Origin of the sequence: Amycolatopsis vancoresmycina (genome assembly GCF_000716785.1) — a bacterium.
Taxonomy (GTDB): Bacteria; Actinomycetota; Actinomycetes; order Mycobacteriales; family Pseudonocardiaceae; genus Amycolatopsis; species Amycolatopsis vancoresmycina.
On the sequence record NZ_JNYY01000013.1, the window covers coordinates 192267 to 208302 of the forward strand.

Below are 16036 nucleotides of genomic sequence, written 5' to 3' on the forward strand. Positions count from 1 at the left end.
CGCGGGTTCTCCACCGGACGCCGGCGCGGGTTCGTGAGTTCTTTACGCGGCCGGGGTGTTCTGCGGCCGATCGGGTGATCTGCCGGGGTAAGCGGGGGAACCCTCCCCGGAGTGTCGGTACAGCGTCGTACAGTCACACCCGGTGAGGGAGGACAACGGTTTTTCGGCTGGGCGCACGGGGGGTTCGGAACCGTGGCGGGTATGCCTGCTGAGTTCGTCGGGCCGGATTCTGGGCGCCGGGATGCTGCTGGCCGAAAGCACCGTGCTCACCTGCGCCCACGTCGTGCAGGCCCTGGAAAAGGAAGCGCTTTCGGGGCAGCACCTGCGGGTCCGGTTCGTCGGCCTCGACGGCATGCCGGAAACGCGCGCCGAAGTCCGGCCCGGCTGCTGGGTGCTGCCGTCGGCGGACCGCCGCGGTGACGTCGCCCTGCTGGACCTGGAAGAACGGTTTCCGCAGGTGCCCGGCGCGCCGCTGGTCCGCCTCGGCGTCGTGCGCGACCGGGCGGTCCACACCTACGGCTTCCCGCGCCCGCACGACCACGGCCTGTGGGTGAACGACGCCGTGCTGGCCGGGCCGGCGGGAGAATGGGTCCAGGTCAATTCGAAACTGCCGGGTGAACGGGTCCGCCGCGGTTTCAGCGGTGCCGGCGTGATCGACAAGGCGACCGGCGCGGTGCTCGGCATGGTGGTCACCGAATACACCGATGAACAGGTCGGAACGGCCTTCATGCTCCCGGTCGAGGTGATCATCCGGTACGTACCGGAAGTGGCCAGGTGGGTGGGCCCGCCCCCGCGGCCGCCGTCCGGCCCGCTGATCGTGCTCATCGGGGAAATCGGCTCGGACGTGCTGCCGTACCTGCTGGCGCAGGTGCGGCGGGAGCGCCGGGTGGCGCAGCGGGTGCCCGGCGAGCGGCTCGCCGCGATCGTGGACGCCACCGGCCGGACCGCCGAGAAGGTGGCCGAGGACGTCAGCGCCGGCATCAGCACCGAAGAGGTGACCACCGTGCTGGCGACCACGCCGGAAGCGGTCGCCGTCGCGGTGACCGGCATCGACGCGGCCCGCGCGCCGGAAGAGGTGCTCACCGGGACGGTCAAACCGTTGGTGGACAAGGGAGCCACCGTGCTGGCCCAGTTCGCCGCGCCGGACTCGCCCGGCCTGCGCCTGGCCCGCCGCTGGGAGAACGAGCGGAACGCGCACGGCCTGGAGCGGCTGGCGCTGCTGGTGGACATGGTGGAGCACGAGGAGGAACGGACGCGGGAACTGGTCGTCCGGCTGGGTTCCGCGATGGCGGTGCCCGGCCGGTCGGCGGACCTGCGCCTGCGGCTGGGCGCGCTGCGGTCGGCGGGTGAGCGGATCGAACCGGGCCGGGTGCGGCGCGCGCTGGCGGGGACCGAGCGGGACGCCGAGGCCGCGTGGCGGGAGCTCGGCCGGCTGCACGCCGACCTCGGCGTGCGGGGCGCCCGGCACGACGAACTGCACGGGCGGCTGCGCGGTTACAACGCGAAAGCCACCAGCGCGGGCTTGATGGAGGACGAAGAGCTGGCGGAGCTGTACCGCCCGGCGATGGCGGCCCTGACCACGCGGCCGGACGAGCCGGAAGCCGCGGCCGGGCTGGTCGAGCGGTACGTGCGCGCGGTCCGCCGCCGGCTGGAGGGCGCGTGACGGCCGCAACGGTGTGGTGCCACGGGCAACCGGTCGGGCCGATCGGGTTCTGCGAGATCTGCGGCCGCCGCCGGGTCCCGGCCGAGCGGCCGGCCGACGGCCCGACGGCGGTGAGCACCCGCCGCAGCGTCGAATTCCGGGCCGGTGACGCGGATTTCCAGTCCCTGCCGGCGATCGAGGTGCCGGACCCGGAGAAGCTCGTCCTCGCCGAGCCCGACTACCCCGAGCAGCACCGGTTCTGCGGCCGCTGCGGTGAGCCGGTCGGCCGCGCCTACGCCGGTGAGCCGGCGTTCGCCGAAGGGTTCTGCGAAGAGTGCGGCGAGCCTTTCTCCTTCCTGCCCAAGCTGACGCGCGGCGAGCGGATCGGGGAGCGCTACGACGTCCTCGGGTGCTTCGCCCACGGCGGTCTCGGCTGGATCTACCTGGCCGCCGACACCGCGCTCGGCGGCCAGCACGTCGTGCTCAAGGGCGTGATCAACAGCGGCAACGCGGTGCGGCGCGCGCAGGCGCGGGTCGAACGGGACGTGCTCGTCCGGCTCGACCACCCGAACATCGTGCGGATCACCGACTTCGTCGAGTACGGCGACGAGCCGGAAACCTACCTGGTGATGGAGTACGTCGGCGGGCGGTCGCTGCGGGATCTGCTGCAGCACGGCCCGCCGCCGCGGGTCGAGCACGTGATCGTCTACGGCCAGGCGATCCTCGCCGCACTGGGCTACCTCCACGGCGAGGGCCTGCTCTACTGCGACATGAGCCCGGCGAACGTGATCCACGGCGACAAGCGCGTCAAGGTGATCGACCTCGGCGCGGCCCGCCCGGTCGACGCGCCGGCCGGCCCGAGCGTCGGGACGAAGCGGTACCAGGCGCCGTCGCACGAAATCGCCCGGTACGGCCTGACCGTGCGGTCGGACCTGCACGCCGTGGGCGCGACCCTGCAGGACCTGCTCGCGGCCGCGGGCGAGGACACCGACTCGGACCGCATCGCCGGCGGCGTCGACTCCCTCCGGAGGGTGCTCGCGCGGGCGGTCGTGTCGTACGAACGCCGGTTCGCCGGCGCGGCCGAAATGGCGGAGCAGCTCGAAGGCGTCCGCCGGGAAATCCTGTCGCTGCGCGACGAACAGCCCCGGCCGGCGGTGTCGGCGCTGTTCGAGGACACCGCGGAACTGCTCGACGAGGGCCTCGGCGCGGTGCCCGGCCTCGACCACTGGGTCACCGGCGACCACGCCGCCGACCAGCTGGACCTCGGCCTGCCGCGGGCGGCCGACGGCGCCGGCAGGCTGCCGATCCCGCGGGTCGCCCCCGACGACCCGGCGGCCGGGTTCATCGCCGCCGCGGGCGCACCCGGGCCGCGCCGCTGGCTGGACAAGCTCGGGATGTTCGGCGAACGCTCGGTCGAGATCGCGTTCGCCCTGACCCGGGCGCAGGTCGCCCTGCACGAACCGGGCGAAGCCGCGGTGGCCCTGTCCGCGGCCGAACAACTGCTCGGCGTCGAGGCCGAACGCGACTGGCGGGCGGCCTGGCACCACGGCCTGCTGGCGCTGGCCCGGGGCAACGCCGAGGCCGCCGCGGCCAAGTTCGACAAGGTCCACGGCAGCTGGCCCGGCGAGATCGCACCGAAGCTGGCCCTGGGGTTCTGCGCCGAACTGCGCGGGGCGACCGCGCAGGCCGAGCGCTGCTACCGCTCGGTGTGGCACCGCGACCACGCCCAGGTCAGCGCCGCGTTCGGGCTGGCCCGCTGCGCGTTGCGGAGCAAGGACCGCGACGCCGCGGTCGCGCTGCTCGACACCGTCCCGCCGATCTCGCGCCACTACGACGCCGCGCGGATCGCCACCGTGCGGATCCGGGCCGGCCGCCTGCCGTCCGGGCCGCCCGGCCGCGACGACCTCGGCGACGCGGCGCGGCGGCTGCCCGAGCTCTACCTCGACCGGGAAGCCCAGGACCGGCTGGAAGCGCTCGTCCGCGAGGCCGCACTCGCCGCGCTCGGCCGCGACGAAGGCTGGAACGGCGGCGCGCTCCTCGGCGAGCGCGTCACCGAACGCGGCCTGCGCTCGCTCCTGGAGCAGTCCCTGCGCCGGCTCGCCGAACGGGCGCGGGACCGCAACGAGCACGGCCTGCTGGTCGACCTCGCGAACGCCGTCCGGCCGAAGACGAGAAGGTGATCGGATGCCCGACCGGGACCGCCCGTCGTTCACCCTCCAGCTGAGCCAGCGAAAGTACCTCGCGCCCGGCGACGACCGGATGGACGTCGTGCTCACCGTGCGGGTCGGCGAGACCGGCGCCGTCGCCCCCGAGCCGCCGCCCACTGCCGAGCTGCTGCTGGTGGACTGTTCCAGCTCGATGGACTGGCCGCCGACGAAGATCGAGGCCGCGCGGCACGCCTGCCGGGTGGCCATCGGCGCCCTGCGTGACGGCGTGCTGTTCGGCGTGCTCGAGTGCACCGGACGCGCGCGGCTGGTGTACCCGGCCGCGCCGCCGCTGGCGGTGGCCGGCGAGCGGACCCGCCAGGAGGCGAAGGACGCCGTCGCCCAGCTGATCGCCGGGGGCGGCACCGCGATGAGCACGTGGCTGGACCGGGCCCGGGAGCTGTTCGCGGAGACGCCGGCCGCCATCCGCCACGCCGTGCTGCTCACCGACGGCCGCAACCAGTCCGACCGCGTGGGCGCGCTGGAGGCCGCGCTCGGCCGCTGCCAGGGCGAGTTCGCCTGTGACGCCCGCGGTATCGGCGACGACTGGGAACCGCGGGACCTGGACCGCATCACGTCCGTGCTGCGGGGCAGCGCGGACGCCGTCCTGGAGGACGCCGAGCTCGCCGCGGACTTCCGGCGCCTGGTCGAGCGGGCGATGGGCCGGACCGTGCCCGACCTGCGGCTGCGGATGACCACCATGCCCTACAGCCGGCTGCGGTTCGTCAAGCAGGTCTTTCCCACCGAGGTCGACCTCACCGCGCAGTGCCGGACCGAAGGCCGCGTGCTCGAATTGCCCACCGGGGCGTGGGGCGAGGAACTCCGCGAGTACCACCTCTGCCTCGACGTCGCGACGGCGGAGCTGACCCGGTACGAGGACCTGCTGCTCGGCACGGTCACCCTGGTCGAAGGCGCCGGCGACCCGGCGGGCGAACAGCAGGCCGTGGTGGGCTTCCTGACCGACGACCTGGCGCTGTCCGGCGTGCCGGACGAACGCGTCGCCCGCGTCACCGGGCAGGCCGAGCTGGGGAACGCGGTGCGCGCGGGCTGGGACGCGTTCGAGCGCGACGACCGGACGGCGGCGGCCCGCGAATGGGGGACCGCGGTCCGGCTGGCGACCGAGCTGGGCAACGAGGAGATCCTCAAGCGGCTGGGCCGGCTGATCGACGTCCGCGACGACGGCGGCGTGACGTTCAAGGAGGGCGTGCGCCCGCGCGACGGTTTCTCGCTGGTGCTCGGTTCGACCATCTCCACCTACACCGGCGCGGCCGAACCCGCCGCGGCCGTCCCCGCCGAAGTGGACGGTGCCCCGCGCGAATGCGTCCGCTGTGGACACAAGGGGCGGCCTTCGGCGAAGGTGTGCAAGCACTGCGGTGCCCCGTTCGAGGCCGGCGGGCCGTCGTGACGGCGGCCAGCACGACCCGGCAGACCCTGTGGTGGCTGCGGCTGGGCCTGGTGGCCGGCAGCGTGCTGGTGCTGGCGACCGCGCTGGCGACCTTCCTCGGCGTGCGCTCCAGCATCGGCGAGGTGCGGGACCGCACCGCGCCCGCGGTCCTCGAGGTGTCACTGGCCAAGGAAGCGATCGTGGCCGCGCACGGGGCGGCGGTGACCGCGTTCGAGACCCGGCAGGCGCGCCTGACCGGTCCCAGCGAGCAGTACGAGGACGAAATCGCCCGGACCAGCCAGCAGCTCGCCCAGGTCGCCGAGCACAACGCGGCCGGCGCGGCGGGCAGCCAGACGCTGCGGCTGATCGAAGGGCTGCTGCCGTCGTACAACGGCTTCATCGGGCAGGCCGACGCCCACTTCCGCCAGGACGACGGCGGTGCGCTCGCCGCGAGCAACCTGCAGTCCGCCTCGGACCTGCTGACCGCGCCGGACAACGGGATCCTCGCCCGGCTCGACGCGCTCGAAGGCGCCCAGCGCGCAGCCCTCGACGAGCAGCTCGGGGCGAACTGGCTGAGTCCCGCGATCACGGCGTTGTGGGCGGTGCCGCTGGTCCTGCTGCTGGCGGCGCTCCTGTGGGCCCAGCGGTTCCACGCCAGGCGGTTCCGGCGCACGGTGAACACCGCGCTGCTGGCCGCGACGGTGGCGTGCGTGCTGCTGGGTGCGGGAACGGCCCTGCTGCTGGGCATCCAGTCCGACGCCCGTGACGGCGGTGCCGCGCTGGAACACGCCGTCGACGCGCGGTCCGCGGCCACCACGGCCGCCGCCGGCCGGGCCCGGTGGACCCTCGCCCAGGTGCTGACCGCCCAGTGCGGCACCGAAGGGGTCGCCGCCTGCGGGGACACGGTGACCGCGTTCGCCGCCGGGACGCCCGTCCCGCCCGCCGTCACGGCCCCGCCGCCGGGCGCCGTCGACGAAGCGGCGTTGCTGGGCCCCGGCCTCACCGAACCGGGGTGGAACGGGGTCCTCGGGTACGGCATCCCGGTGCTGGCCGCCGGGATCGGCCTCCTCTCGGCCGGTGGCCTGCAACCGCGGCTCGACGAGTACCGGTTCCGCGCGAGGAGGGAGCCGTGATGATGCGCTGTGTCGGCTTGGTGCTGGCCGTCGTCCTCCTGGTCTCCGGGTGTTCCGCCGGGACCGGCGCGGAGCCGGTGACCGTGCTGGGGTCGTGGACCGGCGACGAGCAGGCGGCGTTCCTGCGGGTCCTCGACGGGTTCACCAAGGAGACCGGGATTCCGACGAACTACCAGGGCACCCGCGCGCAGAGCCAGGTGCTGCGCGGCGACCTGCAGCAGGGCACCCCGCCCGACGTGGCGGTACTGTCCAACCCGGCCGAGCTGGCGGGGTACGCGCGAACCGGGCAGCTGAAGCCACTGGCCGGCGTCCTCGACGCGGGCGCGACCGCCGCGTACAGCCCGCAATGGCGGAAACTGCAGCAGCTCGGCGGGACCACGATGTACACGGTCGTGGTGAAGGCGGACCTGAAGAGCATCGTCTGGTATTCCCCGGACCGGTTCCGGGAAGCCCCGCCGGCCAGCTGGGACGCGCTCGTGGCGACGGTCCGCCGGCTCTCCGCCGCCGGGCAGCAGCCGTGGTGCCTCGGCATGGGGGCGCCGCCGAACTCCGGGTTCCCCGGCACCGACTGGCTCGAAGACATCCTGCTGCACCAGGCCCCGGAGAAGTACGGCAAGTGGGCGGCGGGCGAGGTGGCCTGGACCGACGAGGTCGTGCGCACCGCGTGGCAGAGCTGGGGCACGCTCGTCCTGGCACCGGGTGCGGTCGGTGGCGGCAGCACGGCGGCGCTGCTCACGTCGTTCGCCGACGCCGGCCGGGGCCTGTTCGCCGATCCGCCCGGCTGCCTGCTGGAGCACCTCGGCTCGTTCGCGATCGGCGGCTACCTGGGGGCCCGGCGGCCGGCCGGGCCGCCCGTGCCCGACCGGGACTTCCGGTTCTTCCCGTTCCCAGGCGCCGGGAAACCCGCGCGCTCCGAGGTGTCGGCCGACCTCGCCGGGATGTTCCGCGACACCCCGGCCGCGCGCCGGCTCATGGTCTACCTGGCCGGGGAGCAGGGCCAGCGGATCTGGCCGTCCGGCGGGACGACGTTCTCGGTGCACCAGCGTCTCGTCGGCCAGGACGTCTACCGCAGCGACGTGACCCAGCGGATCGCGACGACCCTCGCCAAGGGCACCGACCTGTGCTTCGACGCGTCGGACCTGATGCCGTCGGCGATGACCAGCGCGTTCTACCAGGCGGTGCTGGAGTACCTGGCCCACCCCGACCGGCTGGACACCCTGCTCGGGGAGCTGGAGCAGGTGCGCCGCGGCATCGGCCGCGAACAGTGGCTCGACCTGCCGTGCTGAACCCGTGCTGAAGAAGGAGATCCGGTGCAGGAGTTCGTGCGTTTCCCGCTCGCCGACGGCGGTTCGGTGGTCGTCGAGGTCGAGGGCGAACCGGGGCTGGAACCCGCCTCGGTGCCCTCGGGCGTGCTGCGCAAGGCGACCACGACCTTCGAGCACGCGCTGGGCGAGGTCCGGGTGGCCGCGGCCGCCGCGCTGGCGGAGTTCCGCGGCCTCGGCCCGGACGAGGTCGAGCTGAAGTTCGGCGTCAAGCTCGACGCCCAGGCCGGGGCGGTGATCGCGCGCACCGGCCTGCAGGGCCAGTTCGAGGTCAAGCTGAAGTGGGTACGCGGCGAACCGTCCACAGAGGACACAGCCGCGGAGCCGGAGGCGTGAGCCGCTACGGCTTGTAGCCGACGACCCCGGCGACGCACCGCGCCGAGTCGCTCAGCGGGGTGAGCCGGGGGCCGTCCGGCCACCATTCGTCGCACACCGCCATGCCCGGCCCGGACGTCGCGTTCGGCTGGACCAGCTCGAGGCCGTCCATCAGCGCCTCGATCTCCGCGCGGGTCCGGAAGCGGCCGGCCCCGAGCGGGCCCTGGACCAGGATCTGCTCGATGCGCTTGGCGATCGCGGTCAGCTCCGGCACCTCGGGGTCGAAGAAGTGCGAGAGCACCACGTACGAGCCCGACGGCAGCGCGTCGATGTACTGGCGCATGATGTCGAAGACGCCGTCGCCCTCGAAGTGGTGCATCGTGCCCACCTGCAGCAGCGCGACCGGCTCGGAGAAGTCGACGTGCCGCAGCACGTCCTCGTGGCGCAGGACCTGCGGCGGGTCGAAGATGTCGGCCTCGACCATGTGCGTGAAGTCGTTCTCGACCAGCAGGGCCCGGCCGTGGGCGAGCACCACCGGGTCGTTGTCGACGTAGACGACGGTGTTGTCCTTGTCGATGCGCTGCACGATCTGGTGGGTGTTCTCGGCCGTCGGCAGCCCGGACCCGCAGTCGACGTACTGGCGGATCCGGGTCTGGCCGGCCAGCATCCGCAGCGCGCGGTTGTGGAACCCGCGGTTGCCGCGGGCGATGTCCACGGCTTCCGGGACCGCGGTGCGGATCTTGTCCATCACCACGCGGTCGACCTCGTAGAAGTTGTTGCCGCCGAGGAACCCGTCGTAGATCCGCGCGATGCTCGGCCGCGCGGGGTCCACCCCCACCGGCTTCTGGCTGGGGGACAGCGTGGACGGGACGTCGGACATGGCGACCTCGCAGGACTTCGGCGGGTGGCGTTGCGCCACCCAGCGTAGTAGGTCGCGTTCCCCCGGTTGACCCGGCCCGCTCAGCCGCTGGGCCGCAGGCGCTGGTCGGGGATGTCGGCGGCGCGCTGGGCGCGTTCGCGGCGCAGCCGCTCGAGGTGCTGGTCGATCCGCCGGTCGAGGTCCCGCGCGGCCTCGGACAGGTCCGTCAGGTCGCGACGGGACGCCGGGCGCCCGGTGACCGCCCCCGTGTCCACTTCGTCCCCTGCCCTGTCCACTACCGGCACCTCCCGGATCGGCCTGGCCCCGCCTCTTGGCGTTACTGCCCCATCGGGGGCTTGCCAAAACCCCACCCCGCGTGAGCCGTGGCACGCGGGCGCGAGCGCCGACGGGCCGGATTTTCCGCGAAACGCCCTGGTCACAATTTTGACCAGGTGGTAGAAATTGAGCAGCCGTGGCGGACGGCCGCCACCGGGAACTGGAGGAGCTGGGGATGAGCCTGCCTTCCGTACAGCTGTATTCGGTCCGCGACGCCTTCGCGGCCGACCCCGCCGACACCCTGCGGCGGCTCGCCGCGATCGGCTTCACCCAGGTGGAGCCGTACGGCGTCGTCGAAAACGTCGAGGCGCTGCGGGCGGGCCTGCCCGCGAACGGACTGACCGCCCCGACCGCGCACGCGCGCCTGCTCGGCGCCGACCAGCCCGCCGTCTTCGCCGCGGCGGCCGAACTGGGCATCGGCCTGGTGATCGATCCGTGGGTCCCGGCCGAGCAGTGGCAGGACCCGGCCGACATCGCGGCCACGGCGGAGGGGCTCAACGCCGCCGCGAAACTCGCCGCCGAGCACGGCGTCCGGGTCGGCTACCACAACCACTGGTGGGAGCTGCAGTCCCGGATCGACGGGCGCAGCGCGTTCGAGGTGTTCGCCGACCAGCTCGACCCGGCCGTCGCTCTGGAGGTCGACACCTACTGGGCCACCGCGGGCGGCGAGGACGCCCCCGCGCTGCTGCGACGGCTCGGCGACCGGGTGCGCGCCATCCACGTCAAGGACGGCGGGCTCGCCACCGACGCCACCGGCCAGGTGCCGGCCGGCCAGGGCCGGGTGCCGGTCGCGGACGTGCTCGCCGCCGCGCCGGACGCCCTGCGGGTGGTGGAGTTCGACGCCTTCGACGGCGACCTCTTCGAGGCCCTCGCCGCCAGCCACGCCTTCCTGACCGGCGCCGGCCGGTGAGCGGCGGGCCGGTCGGCGTCGGCATCATCGGCGCCGGTGTCATCAGCGGCACCTACCTCGAGAACCTGACCGCCTTCCCGGATGTCGACGTGCGCTGGGTCGCCGACCTCGACACGGACCGGGCGGCGGCCCGCGCGGCCGAGTACGGCGTCGGCCGCTCGGGCGCCGTGGCCGAACTGCTCGACGACCCGGACGTCGAGCTCGTCGTCAACCTGACCGTGCCGGTCGCGCACGTCGAGGTCGGGCTCGCCGCGCTGGAGGCGGGCAAGCACGTGTGGGCGGAGAAGCCACTGGCCCTGGACCGCCAGACCGGCCGCAAGCTGCTCGATCGCGCCCGGGAGAAGAACCTCCGCGTGGCCAGCGCTCCCGACACCGTGCTCGGCGCCGCCCTGCAGACCGCGCGGCGGGCTGTCGACGCGGGCCGGATCGGCCGTCCCCTGACCGCGCTGGCGCTGTTCCAGGTGCCCGGCCCGGAGGTGTGGCACCCGGCGCCGGAGTTCTACTTCCAGGCCGGCGGCGGCCCGCTGCTCGACATGGGCCCGTACTACCTGACGTCGCTGGTGCACCTGCTCGGCCCGGTCCGCCGGGTCACCGCGGCCGGCGCCCGGGCGCGCGACACCCGGGTCATCGGGTCCGGGCCGCGGGCGGGCACGGCGTTCCCGGTGTCGGTGACCACGACGGTCACCGCACTCGTCGAGTTCGAAAGCGCTTCCGCGCAGCTGGTGCTGAGCTTCGATTCGGCGCTCAAGCGGGCCGGGCTGGTCGAGCTGACCGGCACGCTCGGCACCGCCGTGCTGCCGGACCCCAACCGGTTCGACGAGCCGACCCGGCTGCACCTGCTCGGCCACGAGGAGCCGGAAGAGCTGGCCCCGCAAGGGCACGCGGCTTCCCGCGGCACTGGCGTGCTCGAGCTGGCGCGGGCCATCCGGGCCGGCGTGCCGGAGCGCGCGTCCGGCGAGCTGGCCTACCACGTGCTCGACGCGATGCTCGCCATCGACGAGTCCATCACCCGCGGGCAGAGCGTGGAGGTCGCCAGCACGGTCGCCATCCCGCCGCCGCTGCCGGTGGGCTGGGACCCGTACGCGAAGACCCTCTAGAGCGGGACGGTGAGGAGGTTCTGCAGGTAGAAGCGCAGCGAGCCGACCAGGTCGACGTCGCCGGGGACGGTCAGCCACTGCACCTGCAGGCCGTCCATCAGGGCGATGAACGTCAGCGCCGCCAGCCCGGGCTCGACACCCGTGCGCAGTTCGCCGCGGGCGGCGAGGGCGTCGAACGACTCGTGGACGCCGTCGCGGGCGGCCCGGTAGTGGCGCACGAAGTACTCGTGCGCCGGGTGGTCCGGGGCGACCGCTTCGGCGGCGAGCCGGGAGTAGAGGTCGACGATCCCGGGGTGGCGGACGTTGTGCTCGGCGAGCGCGACGAAGTGGCGCAGGACTTCGAGCCCGGGCGGCACGGTGAGCTGCTCGCGCTCGGAGTCCTCGGCGTCCCGGCGTTCGAGCACGGCGGCGAGCAGGGCCTCCTTGGTGGGGAAGTAGTAGAGGAGGCCGGCGTGGGAGATCCCGACGCGCTTGGCGATCTCCCGCAGCGACGAGCCGTGGTAGCCGAGCTCACCGTAGGCTGCGGCCGCCGCCGTGATGATGTCCTCGCGGCGGATCCGGCCCTTCAGGTAGCCCCCGGTCACGGGGTCGCGGTGGTCTCGGCGGCGTGCACGGCACCATCATGCCGCAGGGCAATTTCGCACATTCGGCGTGAGCGGACGAACAAACCGGTTGTGCGAACGCGGGTGGCTTGCGAACATCACGGCGTGAAGAGCGCGGAACGGCAGCGGGTCATCGTGGAGCGGCTGCGCGACGCCGACCAGGTGGGCGTCGCCGAGCTGGCCGAAGCGACCGGCGCGTCGGAGATGACGGTCCGCCGCGACCTCGACCAGCTGGCGTCCCGCGGTGTGCTGCGGCGGGTGCACGGCGGTGCGGTCCCGGCGGCGCCGTCGGGGATCGAACCGCCGTTCGCGGCCCGCGCGACGGCGGCGGTCGCGGCCAAGCGGGCCATCGCCGCCGCGGCGGCCGAGCTGATCCGCGACGGCGAAACGATCGTCCTCGACAGCGGCACCACCGCTTTGGAGCTGGCGCGGCTGCTGCGCGGGCGCCCGGTCACCGTGATGCCGCTGTCCCTGCACGCGGTCCGGGAGCTGGCCGAGGCCCCCGGCGTCCGGCTGCTGCTGCCCGGCGGCGAACCGCGGCCGGGGGAGCAGGCCCTGGTCGGGCCGCTGACGCTGGCGTCGCTGCGCGCCCTGCGGTTCGACGTCGCCGTGCTGAGCCCGTGCGCCTTCGGGCTCGACGCCGGGCTCACCGCCTTCGACCTGGGCGACGCCGAGGTCAAGCAGGCCGCCCTCGACGTCGCGGCCCGGGCGATCGTGCTCGCCGACGGCGCCAAGTGGGGCCGGGCCGCACTCGCCCACGTCTGCCCGGCCGACCGCGCCGACGTGGTGATCACCGACCCGGGCGCGCCCGAAGACCAGCGGGCCGCGCTGGCCGACCGCGGCGTTCTCGTGCACGTCGCCGTTCCTTGGGAGAGCCGATGACCGTCCTGCCCCGCCCGCGCGCCGCCCGGTTCGCGACCTTCATGTTCTTCGGCCTCAACGGGTTCGCGATGGGCATGTGGGTGGTGCACATCCCGAACGTCGAGCGCGCGACGGGCATTTCGCACAGCACGCTGGGCGCGCTGCTGCTGGTGCTCGGCGGCGCCGCGTTCGCCGGCATGCAGGTGTCCGGCCCGCTCGTCGACCGGCTCGGCCACCGGCGTATGGTACCGGCCGCCGGCATCCTGATGGGCCTCGCGGTGTGCGGGCCCGGGTTCGCGACCTCCTGGTGGGCGCTGGGCCTGTCACTGATCTTCTTCGGCTTCGGCAACGGCGCGATCGACGTCGGGATGAACTCCCACGCGGTCGTGGTGGAACGGGCCTACCCGCGCCCGATCATGGCGGCCTTCCACGCGATGTGGTCGATCGGCGGTGCGTTCGCCGCGGTCATCGGCGCGGCCACGCTCGGCGCGGGCGTTCCCACCGGCGTCACGCTCACCGGCACCGGCCTGGTGTGCGTGCTGCTTTCCGTGGTCTCGGCGCGGTTCCTGATGGAGCCGGCCGACGCCCCCGCCGCGTCCGCCGAGGCTGCCGAGCCGGTGCGGACGCGCCGGACGCCGGGCCGCGTGGTCTGGCTGCTCGGCCTGCTGGCGCTGGCGCTGATGCTGTCGGAGGGCGTGGCGAACGACTGGGCCGCGCTGCACATGGAAAAGGTGCTGGGCACGTCGGCGTCGACGGCGGCGCTGGCGTACGGCGCGTTCGCGGTGGCGATGACGACCGGCCGGTTCCTGACCGACCGCGTCGCGGCCTGGGCGGGCCCGGCGGCGATCGTCCGCTACGGGGCGACGCTGGCGGCGGTGGGCCTGACGACGGCCGCGGCGGCGCCGTGGGTGCCGGTGTCGCTGGTGGGCTGGGCGCTGTTCGGCCTCGGCCTTTCGGGCGGCGTGCCGCAGCTGTTCACCGCGGCGGGCAACCTGGACACGCGGGCGTCGGGCGCGCTGATGGCCCGGGTGGTCGGCCTCGGGTACGTCGGGCTGCTGGCCGGCCCGGCGCTGATCGGCGGGCTGACGCGGTGGATGCCGCTGAACGTGACCTTCGCGGTGCCGGTGGTGCTGTGCGTGCTCGCCGCGCTGTTCGCCGGCGTGCTGAGCCCGAAGCCGGAACCGGCGGAGCAGCCCGTCGGCTGAGCTCGCGTCACCGGTGGTGGGCGACGGTCTCGTGCGCCCGGTCCGCGCCGGTGGCCGGTTCGGTGTGGATCACCACCGCGGTCAGCCGCGGGATCGTGTGCAGCAGCCGGTGTTCCACCTCGTGGGCCAGCGCGTGCGCGGCCTCGACGGTCAGGTCCGCCGCCACCGTCACCGCCAGCTCGGCCCGCAGGTGGTGCCCGATCCAGCGCATCCGCAGGTCCCGGGTGCCGAGCACGCCGCCGACACCGCGGGCCGTGCGTTCGGCCAGCTCGACCGACGCCGGGTCGACGGCGTCCAGCAGCCGCCGGAACACCTCCTTCGCCGCGTCGCGCAGGACGAACAGGATCGCGACGGTGATCCCGAGCCCGACGATCGGGTCGGCGGCGGGGAAGCCGAACGCGACCCCGGCCGCGCCGGCTACGACGGCCAGTGACGTGAAGCCGTCCGTGCGCGCGTGCAGCCCGTCGGCGACCAGAGCGGCCGAGCCGATCTCGCGGCCGATCCGGATCCGGTACCGCGCCACGAGTTCGTTGCCGGCGAACCCGATCACCCCAGCGACGGCCACCACCCACGGGTGCGCGACCGGCTGCGGATCGAGCAGCCGCCGCACGGATTCGTAGCCGGCGACCGCCGCCGAAGCCGCGACGGCGAGCACGACGACCACCCCGGCGAGGTCCTCGGCCCGGCCGAGCCCGTAGGTGTAGCGCCGCGTCGCCGCGCGGCGGCCGAGCAGGAACGCGATGCCGAGCGGCACGGCGGTCAGCGCGTCGGCGAAGTTGTGGACGGTGTCGCCGAGCAGCGCGACCGAGCCGGTGACGAGCACGAGCGCGAGCTGCGCGACGGCGGTGACGGACAGTGCGGCGAACGACCACCCGAGCGCCCGCATCCCGCGCCGGCTGGTCTCGAGGGCGTGGTCGACGCGGTCTGCGCTGTCGTGAGTGTGCGGCCGCCACTTCGCGTGGCGGTGCCCGTGTCCGTGTCCGGTCATGCATCGAGTCTATCTGCGCAGGCATGCAGATACGCAAGTAGTAAGGTCATGGTCATGCACACGTCGCTGCCGGACTTCGACATGCCCACCGAAGAGCAGGTCCACCTGGCGGCGGAGTCGTTCCGGCTGCTGGCCGACCCGACCCGGATCAAGGTGCTGTGGGCCCTCCTGCAGGGCGAGTCCTCGGTGGCCTGCCTGGCAGAGCTGGCCGGCGCGGCCCCGACGGCGGTGAGCCAGCACCTGGCGAAACTCCGCCTGGCGGGCTTGGTGAAGGGTCGCCGCGAAGGAACGTTCGTGTACTACTCGGCGGCCGACAACCACGTGCGCGGCCTGCTGGCCCAGGCGCTGCACCACGCGGACCACGTGGACCGCGACCTCCCGTCGGGCGCCCACGCCCACCACCCGCGGTCCAGCTGACCGGACATCGAGGCGTTTTCGTCGCCCGCCACACCGGGTAGTCCACGAGGTGATCGCCGTCCGAGCCGTGGGCGGCGCCGCCTGGCGGAGGGAAGTCCGATGTCGACCGCACCCCCGGTGTCACCCGAGCCCGTCCAGCCCGAGCCCGCCGTGCCGGAACCCGGCCCGCCCGCGCCGGAGCTGCCGCATCCGGAACCCGGCGTGCCCGTGCCCGATCCGCTGCCGCCGGAAACCGAACCCGGTCCGGAGCGCGAGTAACTACGGGTTCGAGATCATATGAGTTTCGTATGATCTCGTGTACTGTCGCGGGCATGACAACAGCGCAGAACTACCGGCGGATGGTCAACGCCGGCAACCGGATCGTCGTGGGGTTGCAGCGGCTCGGCGTCGCCTTCGGCCCGATGCAGCTGCTCACCGTGCCCGGCCGGCGCACCGGCGTCCCGCGCACGTTCCCCATCGCCGTCATCCCGCTCGACGGCGAGCGCTACATCGTCCAGGCCTATCCGAAGGCGGCCTGGGTGGCGAACGTGCGGGCCGCGGGGGAGGTGACGCTCACCCGCGGCCGCCGCTCGGCGGCCGCGCGGCTGGCCGAGCTGCCCGTCGAAGAGCGGCGGCCCGTGCTGCGCCGGCTGGTCGGCACGAGCCCGCCGAGCGTGGGGAAGCGGTTCGTGACGACCGGCCTGGCCGACGCGCCCACGCCGGACGGCGTCGCGGCGGCCGCCGAGCGCATCGCCGTCTTTCGCGTCGAACGGGCCTGACAG

At 74.1% G+C, this 16036-nt stretch carries 17 protein-coding genes; 13 read left to right on the forward strand and 4 right to left on the reverse strand.

From position 1 onward, the window contains the following. Positions 1-142: 142 nt before the first annotated feature. The 6 genes from OO60_RS28725 to OO60_RS28750 are packed head-to-tail and all read left to right on the forward strand — an operon-like array spanning position 143 to position 8021. A complete protein-coding gene (locus OO60_RS28725) occupies positions 143-1663 on the forward strand; it encodes a trypsin-like peptidase domain-containing protein (RefSeq protein WP_156081331.1) in 1521 nt (506 codons plus the stop codon). Beyond that, positions 1660-3822: a serine/threonine-protein kinase gene (locus OO60_RS28730; RefSeq protein WP_033262488.1), complete on the forward strand. Its 2163-nt coding sequence runs from the start codon at positions 1660-1662 to the stop codon at positions 3820-3822. Before OO60_RS28725 ends, OO60_RS28730 begins: the two co-directional genes overlap by 4 nt. Positions 3823-3826: 4 nt before the next feature. Beyond that, on the forward strand, positions 3827-5251 hold the full coding sequence (locus tag OO60_RS28735; RefSeq protein ID WP_003070226.1) for a VWA domain-containing protein: 1425 nt from the start codon (positions 3827-3829) through the stop codon (positions 5249-5251). After that, on the forward strand, positions 5248-6363 hold the full coding sequence (locus tag OO60_RS28740; RefSeq protein ID WP_003070229.1) for a hypothetical protein: 1116 nt from the start codon (positions 5248-5250) through the stop codon (positions 6361-6363). The genes OO60_RS28735 and OO60_RS28740 overlap by 4 nt, the downstream gene beginning before the upstream one ends. Next, positions 6363-7649 (forward strand): ABC transporter substrate-binding protein, encoded by a 1287-nt coding sequence (locus tag OO60_RS28745; protein WP_033262517.1) that lies wholly within the window; start codon positions 6363-6365, stop codon positions 7647-7649. The genes OO60_RS28740 and OO60_RS28745 overlap by 1 nt, the downstream gene beginning before the upstream one ends. Positions 7650-7673: 24 nt before the next feature. Then, on the forward strand, positions 7674-8021 hold the full coding sequence (locus tag OO60_RS28750; RefSeq protein ID WP_003070230.1) for a CU044_2847 family protein: 348 nt from the start codon (positions 7674-7676) through the stop codon (positions 8019-8021). Between the two features lie 4 nt (positions 8022-8025). Here the strand turns inward: OO60_RS28750 and OO60_RS28755 are convergent, their stop codons facing one another. Both OO60_RS28755 and OO60_RS28760 read right to left on the reverse strand, forming a co-directional pair. Beyond that, on the reverse strand, positions 8026-8880 hold the full coding sequence (locus tag OO60_RS28755) for an SAM-dependent methyltransferase (protein ID WP_003070233.1): 855 nt from the start codon (positions 8878-8880) through the stop codon (positions 8026-8028). Between the two features lie 80 nt (positions 8881-8960). Further along, positions 8961-9155, reverse strand: a complete 195-nt coding sequence (locus tag OO60_RS28760; protein WP_033262489.1) for a hypothetical protein — start codon at positions 9153-9155, stop codon at positions 8961-8963. A 215-nt stretch (positions 9156-9370) separates the two neighbouring features. Here OO60_RS28760 and OO60_RS28765 point away from each other — a divergent pair, with 215 nt between their 5' ends. Together OO60_RS28765 and OO60_RS28770 are read left to right on the forward strand one after the other, a co-directional pair. Further along, on the forward strand, positions 9371-10105 hold the full coding sequence (locus OO60_RS28765) for a sugar phosphate isomerase/epimerase family protein (protein WP_033262518.1): 735 nt from the start codon (positions 9371-9373) through the stop codon (positions 10103-10105). Next, the gene (locus OO60_RS28770; RefSeq protein WP_033262490.1) at positions 10102-11202 is read left to right on the forward strand and encodes a Gfo/Idh/MocA family protein; all 1101 of its coding nucleotides are present in this window, start codon (positions 10102-10104) and stop codon (positions 11200-11202) included. The genes OO60_RS28765 and OO60_RS28770 overlap by 4 nt, the downstream gene beginning before the upstream one ends. Here the strand turns inward: OO60_RS28770 and OO60_RS28775 are convergent. Next, complete coding sequence (locus OO60_RS28775; RefSeq protein WP_033262491.1) at positions 11199-11786, reverse strand: TetR/AcrR family transcriptional regulator; 588 nt, start codon at positions 11784-11786, stop codon at positions 11199-11201. The genes OO60_RS28770 and OO60_RS28775 overlap by 4 nt on opposite strands. Before the next feature lie 123 nt (positions 11787-11909). Between OO60_RS28775 and OO60_RS28780 the strand changes: the two genes are divergently transcribed. Both OO60_RS28780 and OO60_RS28785 read left to right on the forward strand, forming a co-directional pair. Beyond that, positions 11910-12686 carry a DeoR/GlpR family DNA-binding transcription regulator gene (locus OO60_RS28780; protein ID WP_004560983.1) on the forward strand — a complete coding sequence of 259 codons (777 nt, stop codon included), beginning with the start codon at positions 11910-11912 and terminating at the stop codon, positions 12684-12686. Beyond that, positions 12683-13870, forward strand: coding sequence for an MFS transporter (locus tag OO60_RS28785; protein ID WP_004560984.1), 1188 nt, complete (start codon positions 12683-12685; stop codon positions 13868-13870). The genes OO60_RS28780 and OO60_RS28785 overlap by 4 nt, the downstream gene beginning before the upstream one ends. 7 nt (positions 13871-13877) lie before the next feature. On the opposite strand, the gene OO60_RS28790 is transcribed toward OO60_RS28785, so the two are convergent. Next, positions 13878-14858 (reverse strand): cation diffusion facilitator family transporter, encoded by a 981-nt coding sequence (locus tag OO60_RS28790; RefSeq protein ID WP_004560985.1) that lies wholly within the window; start codon positions 14856-14858, stop codon positions 13878-13880. A gap of 54 nt (positions 14859-14912) precedes the next feature. Between OO60_RS28790 and OO60_RS28795 the strand changes: the two genes are divergently transcribed. From OO60_RS28795 to OO60_RS28800, 3 genes are all read left to right on the forward strand, one after another. Then, positions 14913-15275: an ArsR/SmtB family transcription factor gene (locus OO60_RS28795; RefSeq protein ID WP_033262492.1), complete on the forward strand. Its 363-nt coding sequence runs from the start codon at positions 14913-14915 to the stop codon at positions 15273-15275. A gap of 99 nt (positions 15276-15374) precedes the next feature. After that, the gene (locus OO60_RS47235; protein ID WP_004560987.1) at positions 15375-15533 is read left to right on the forward strand and encodes a hypothetical protein; all 159 of its coding nucleotides are present in this window, start codon (positions 15375-15377) and stop codon (positions 15531-15533) included. A gap of 53 nt (positions 15534-15586) precedes the next feature. Then, positions 15587-16033 (forward strand): nitroreductase family deazaflavin-dependent oxidoreductase, encoded by a 447-nt coding sequence (locus tag OO60_RS28800; protein ID WP_240490895.1) that lies wholly within the window; start codon positions 15587-15589, stop codon positions 16031-16033. Positions 16034-16036: the final 3 nt, after the last annotated feature.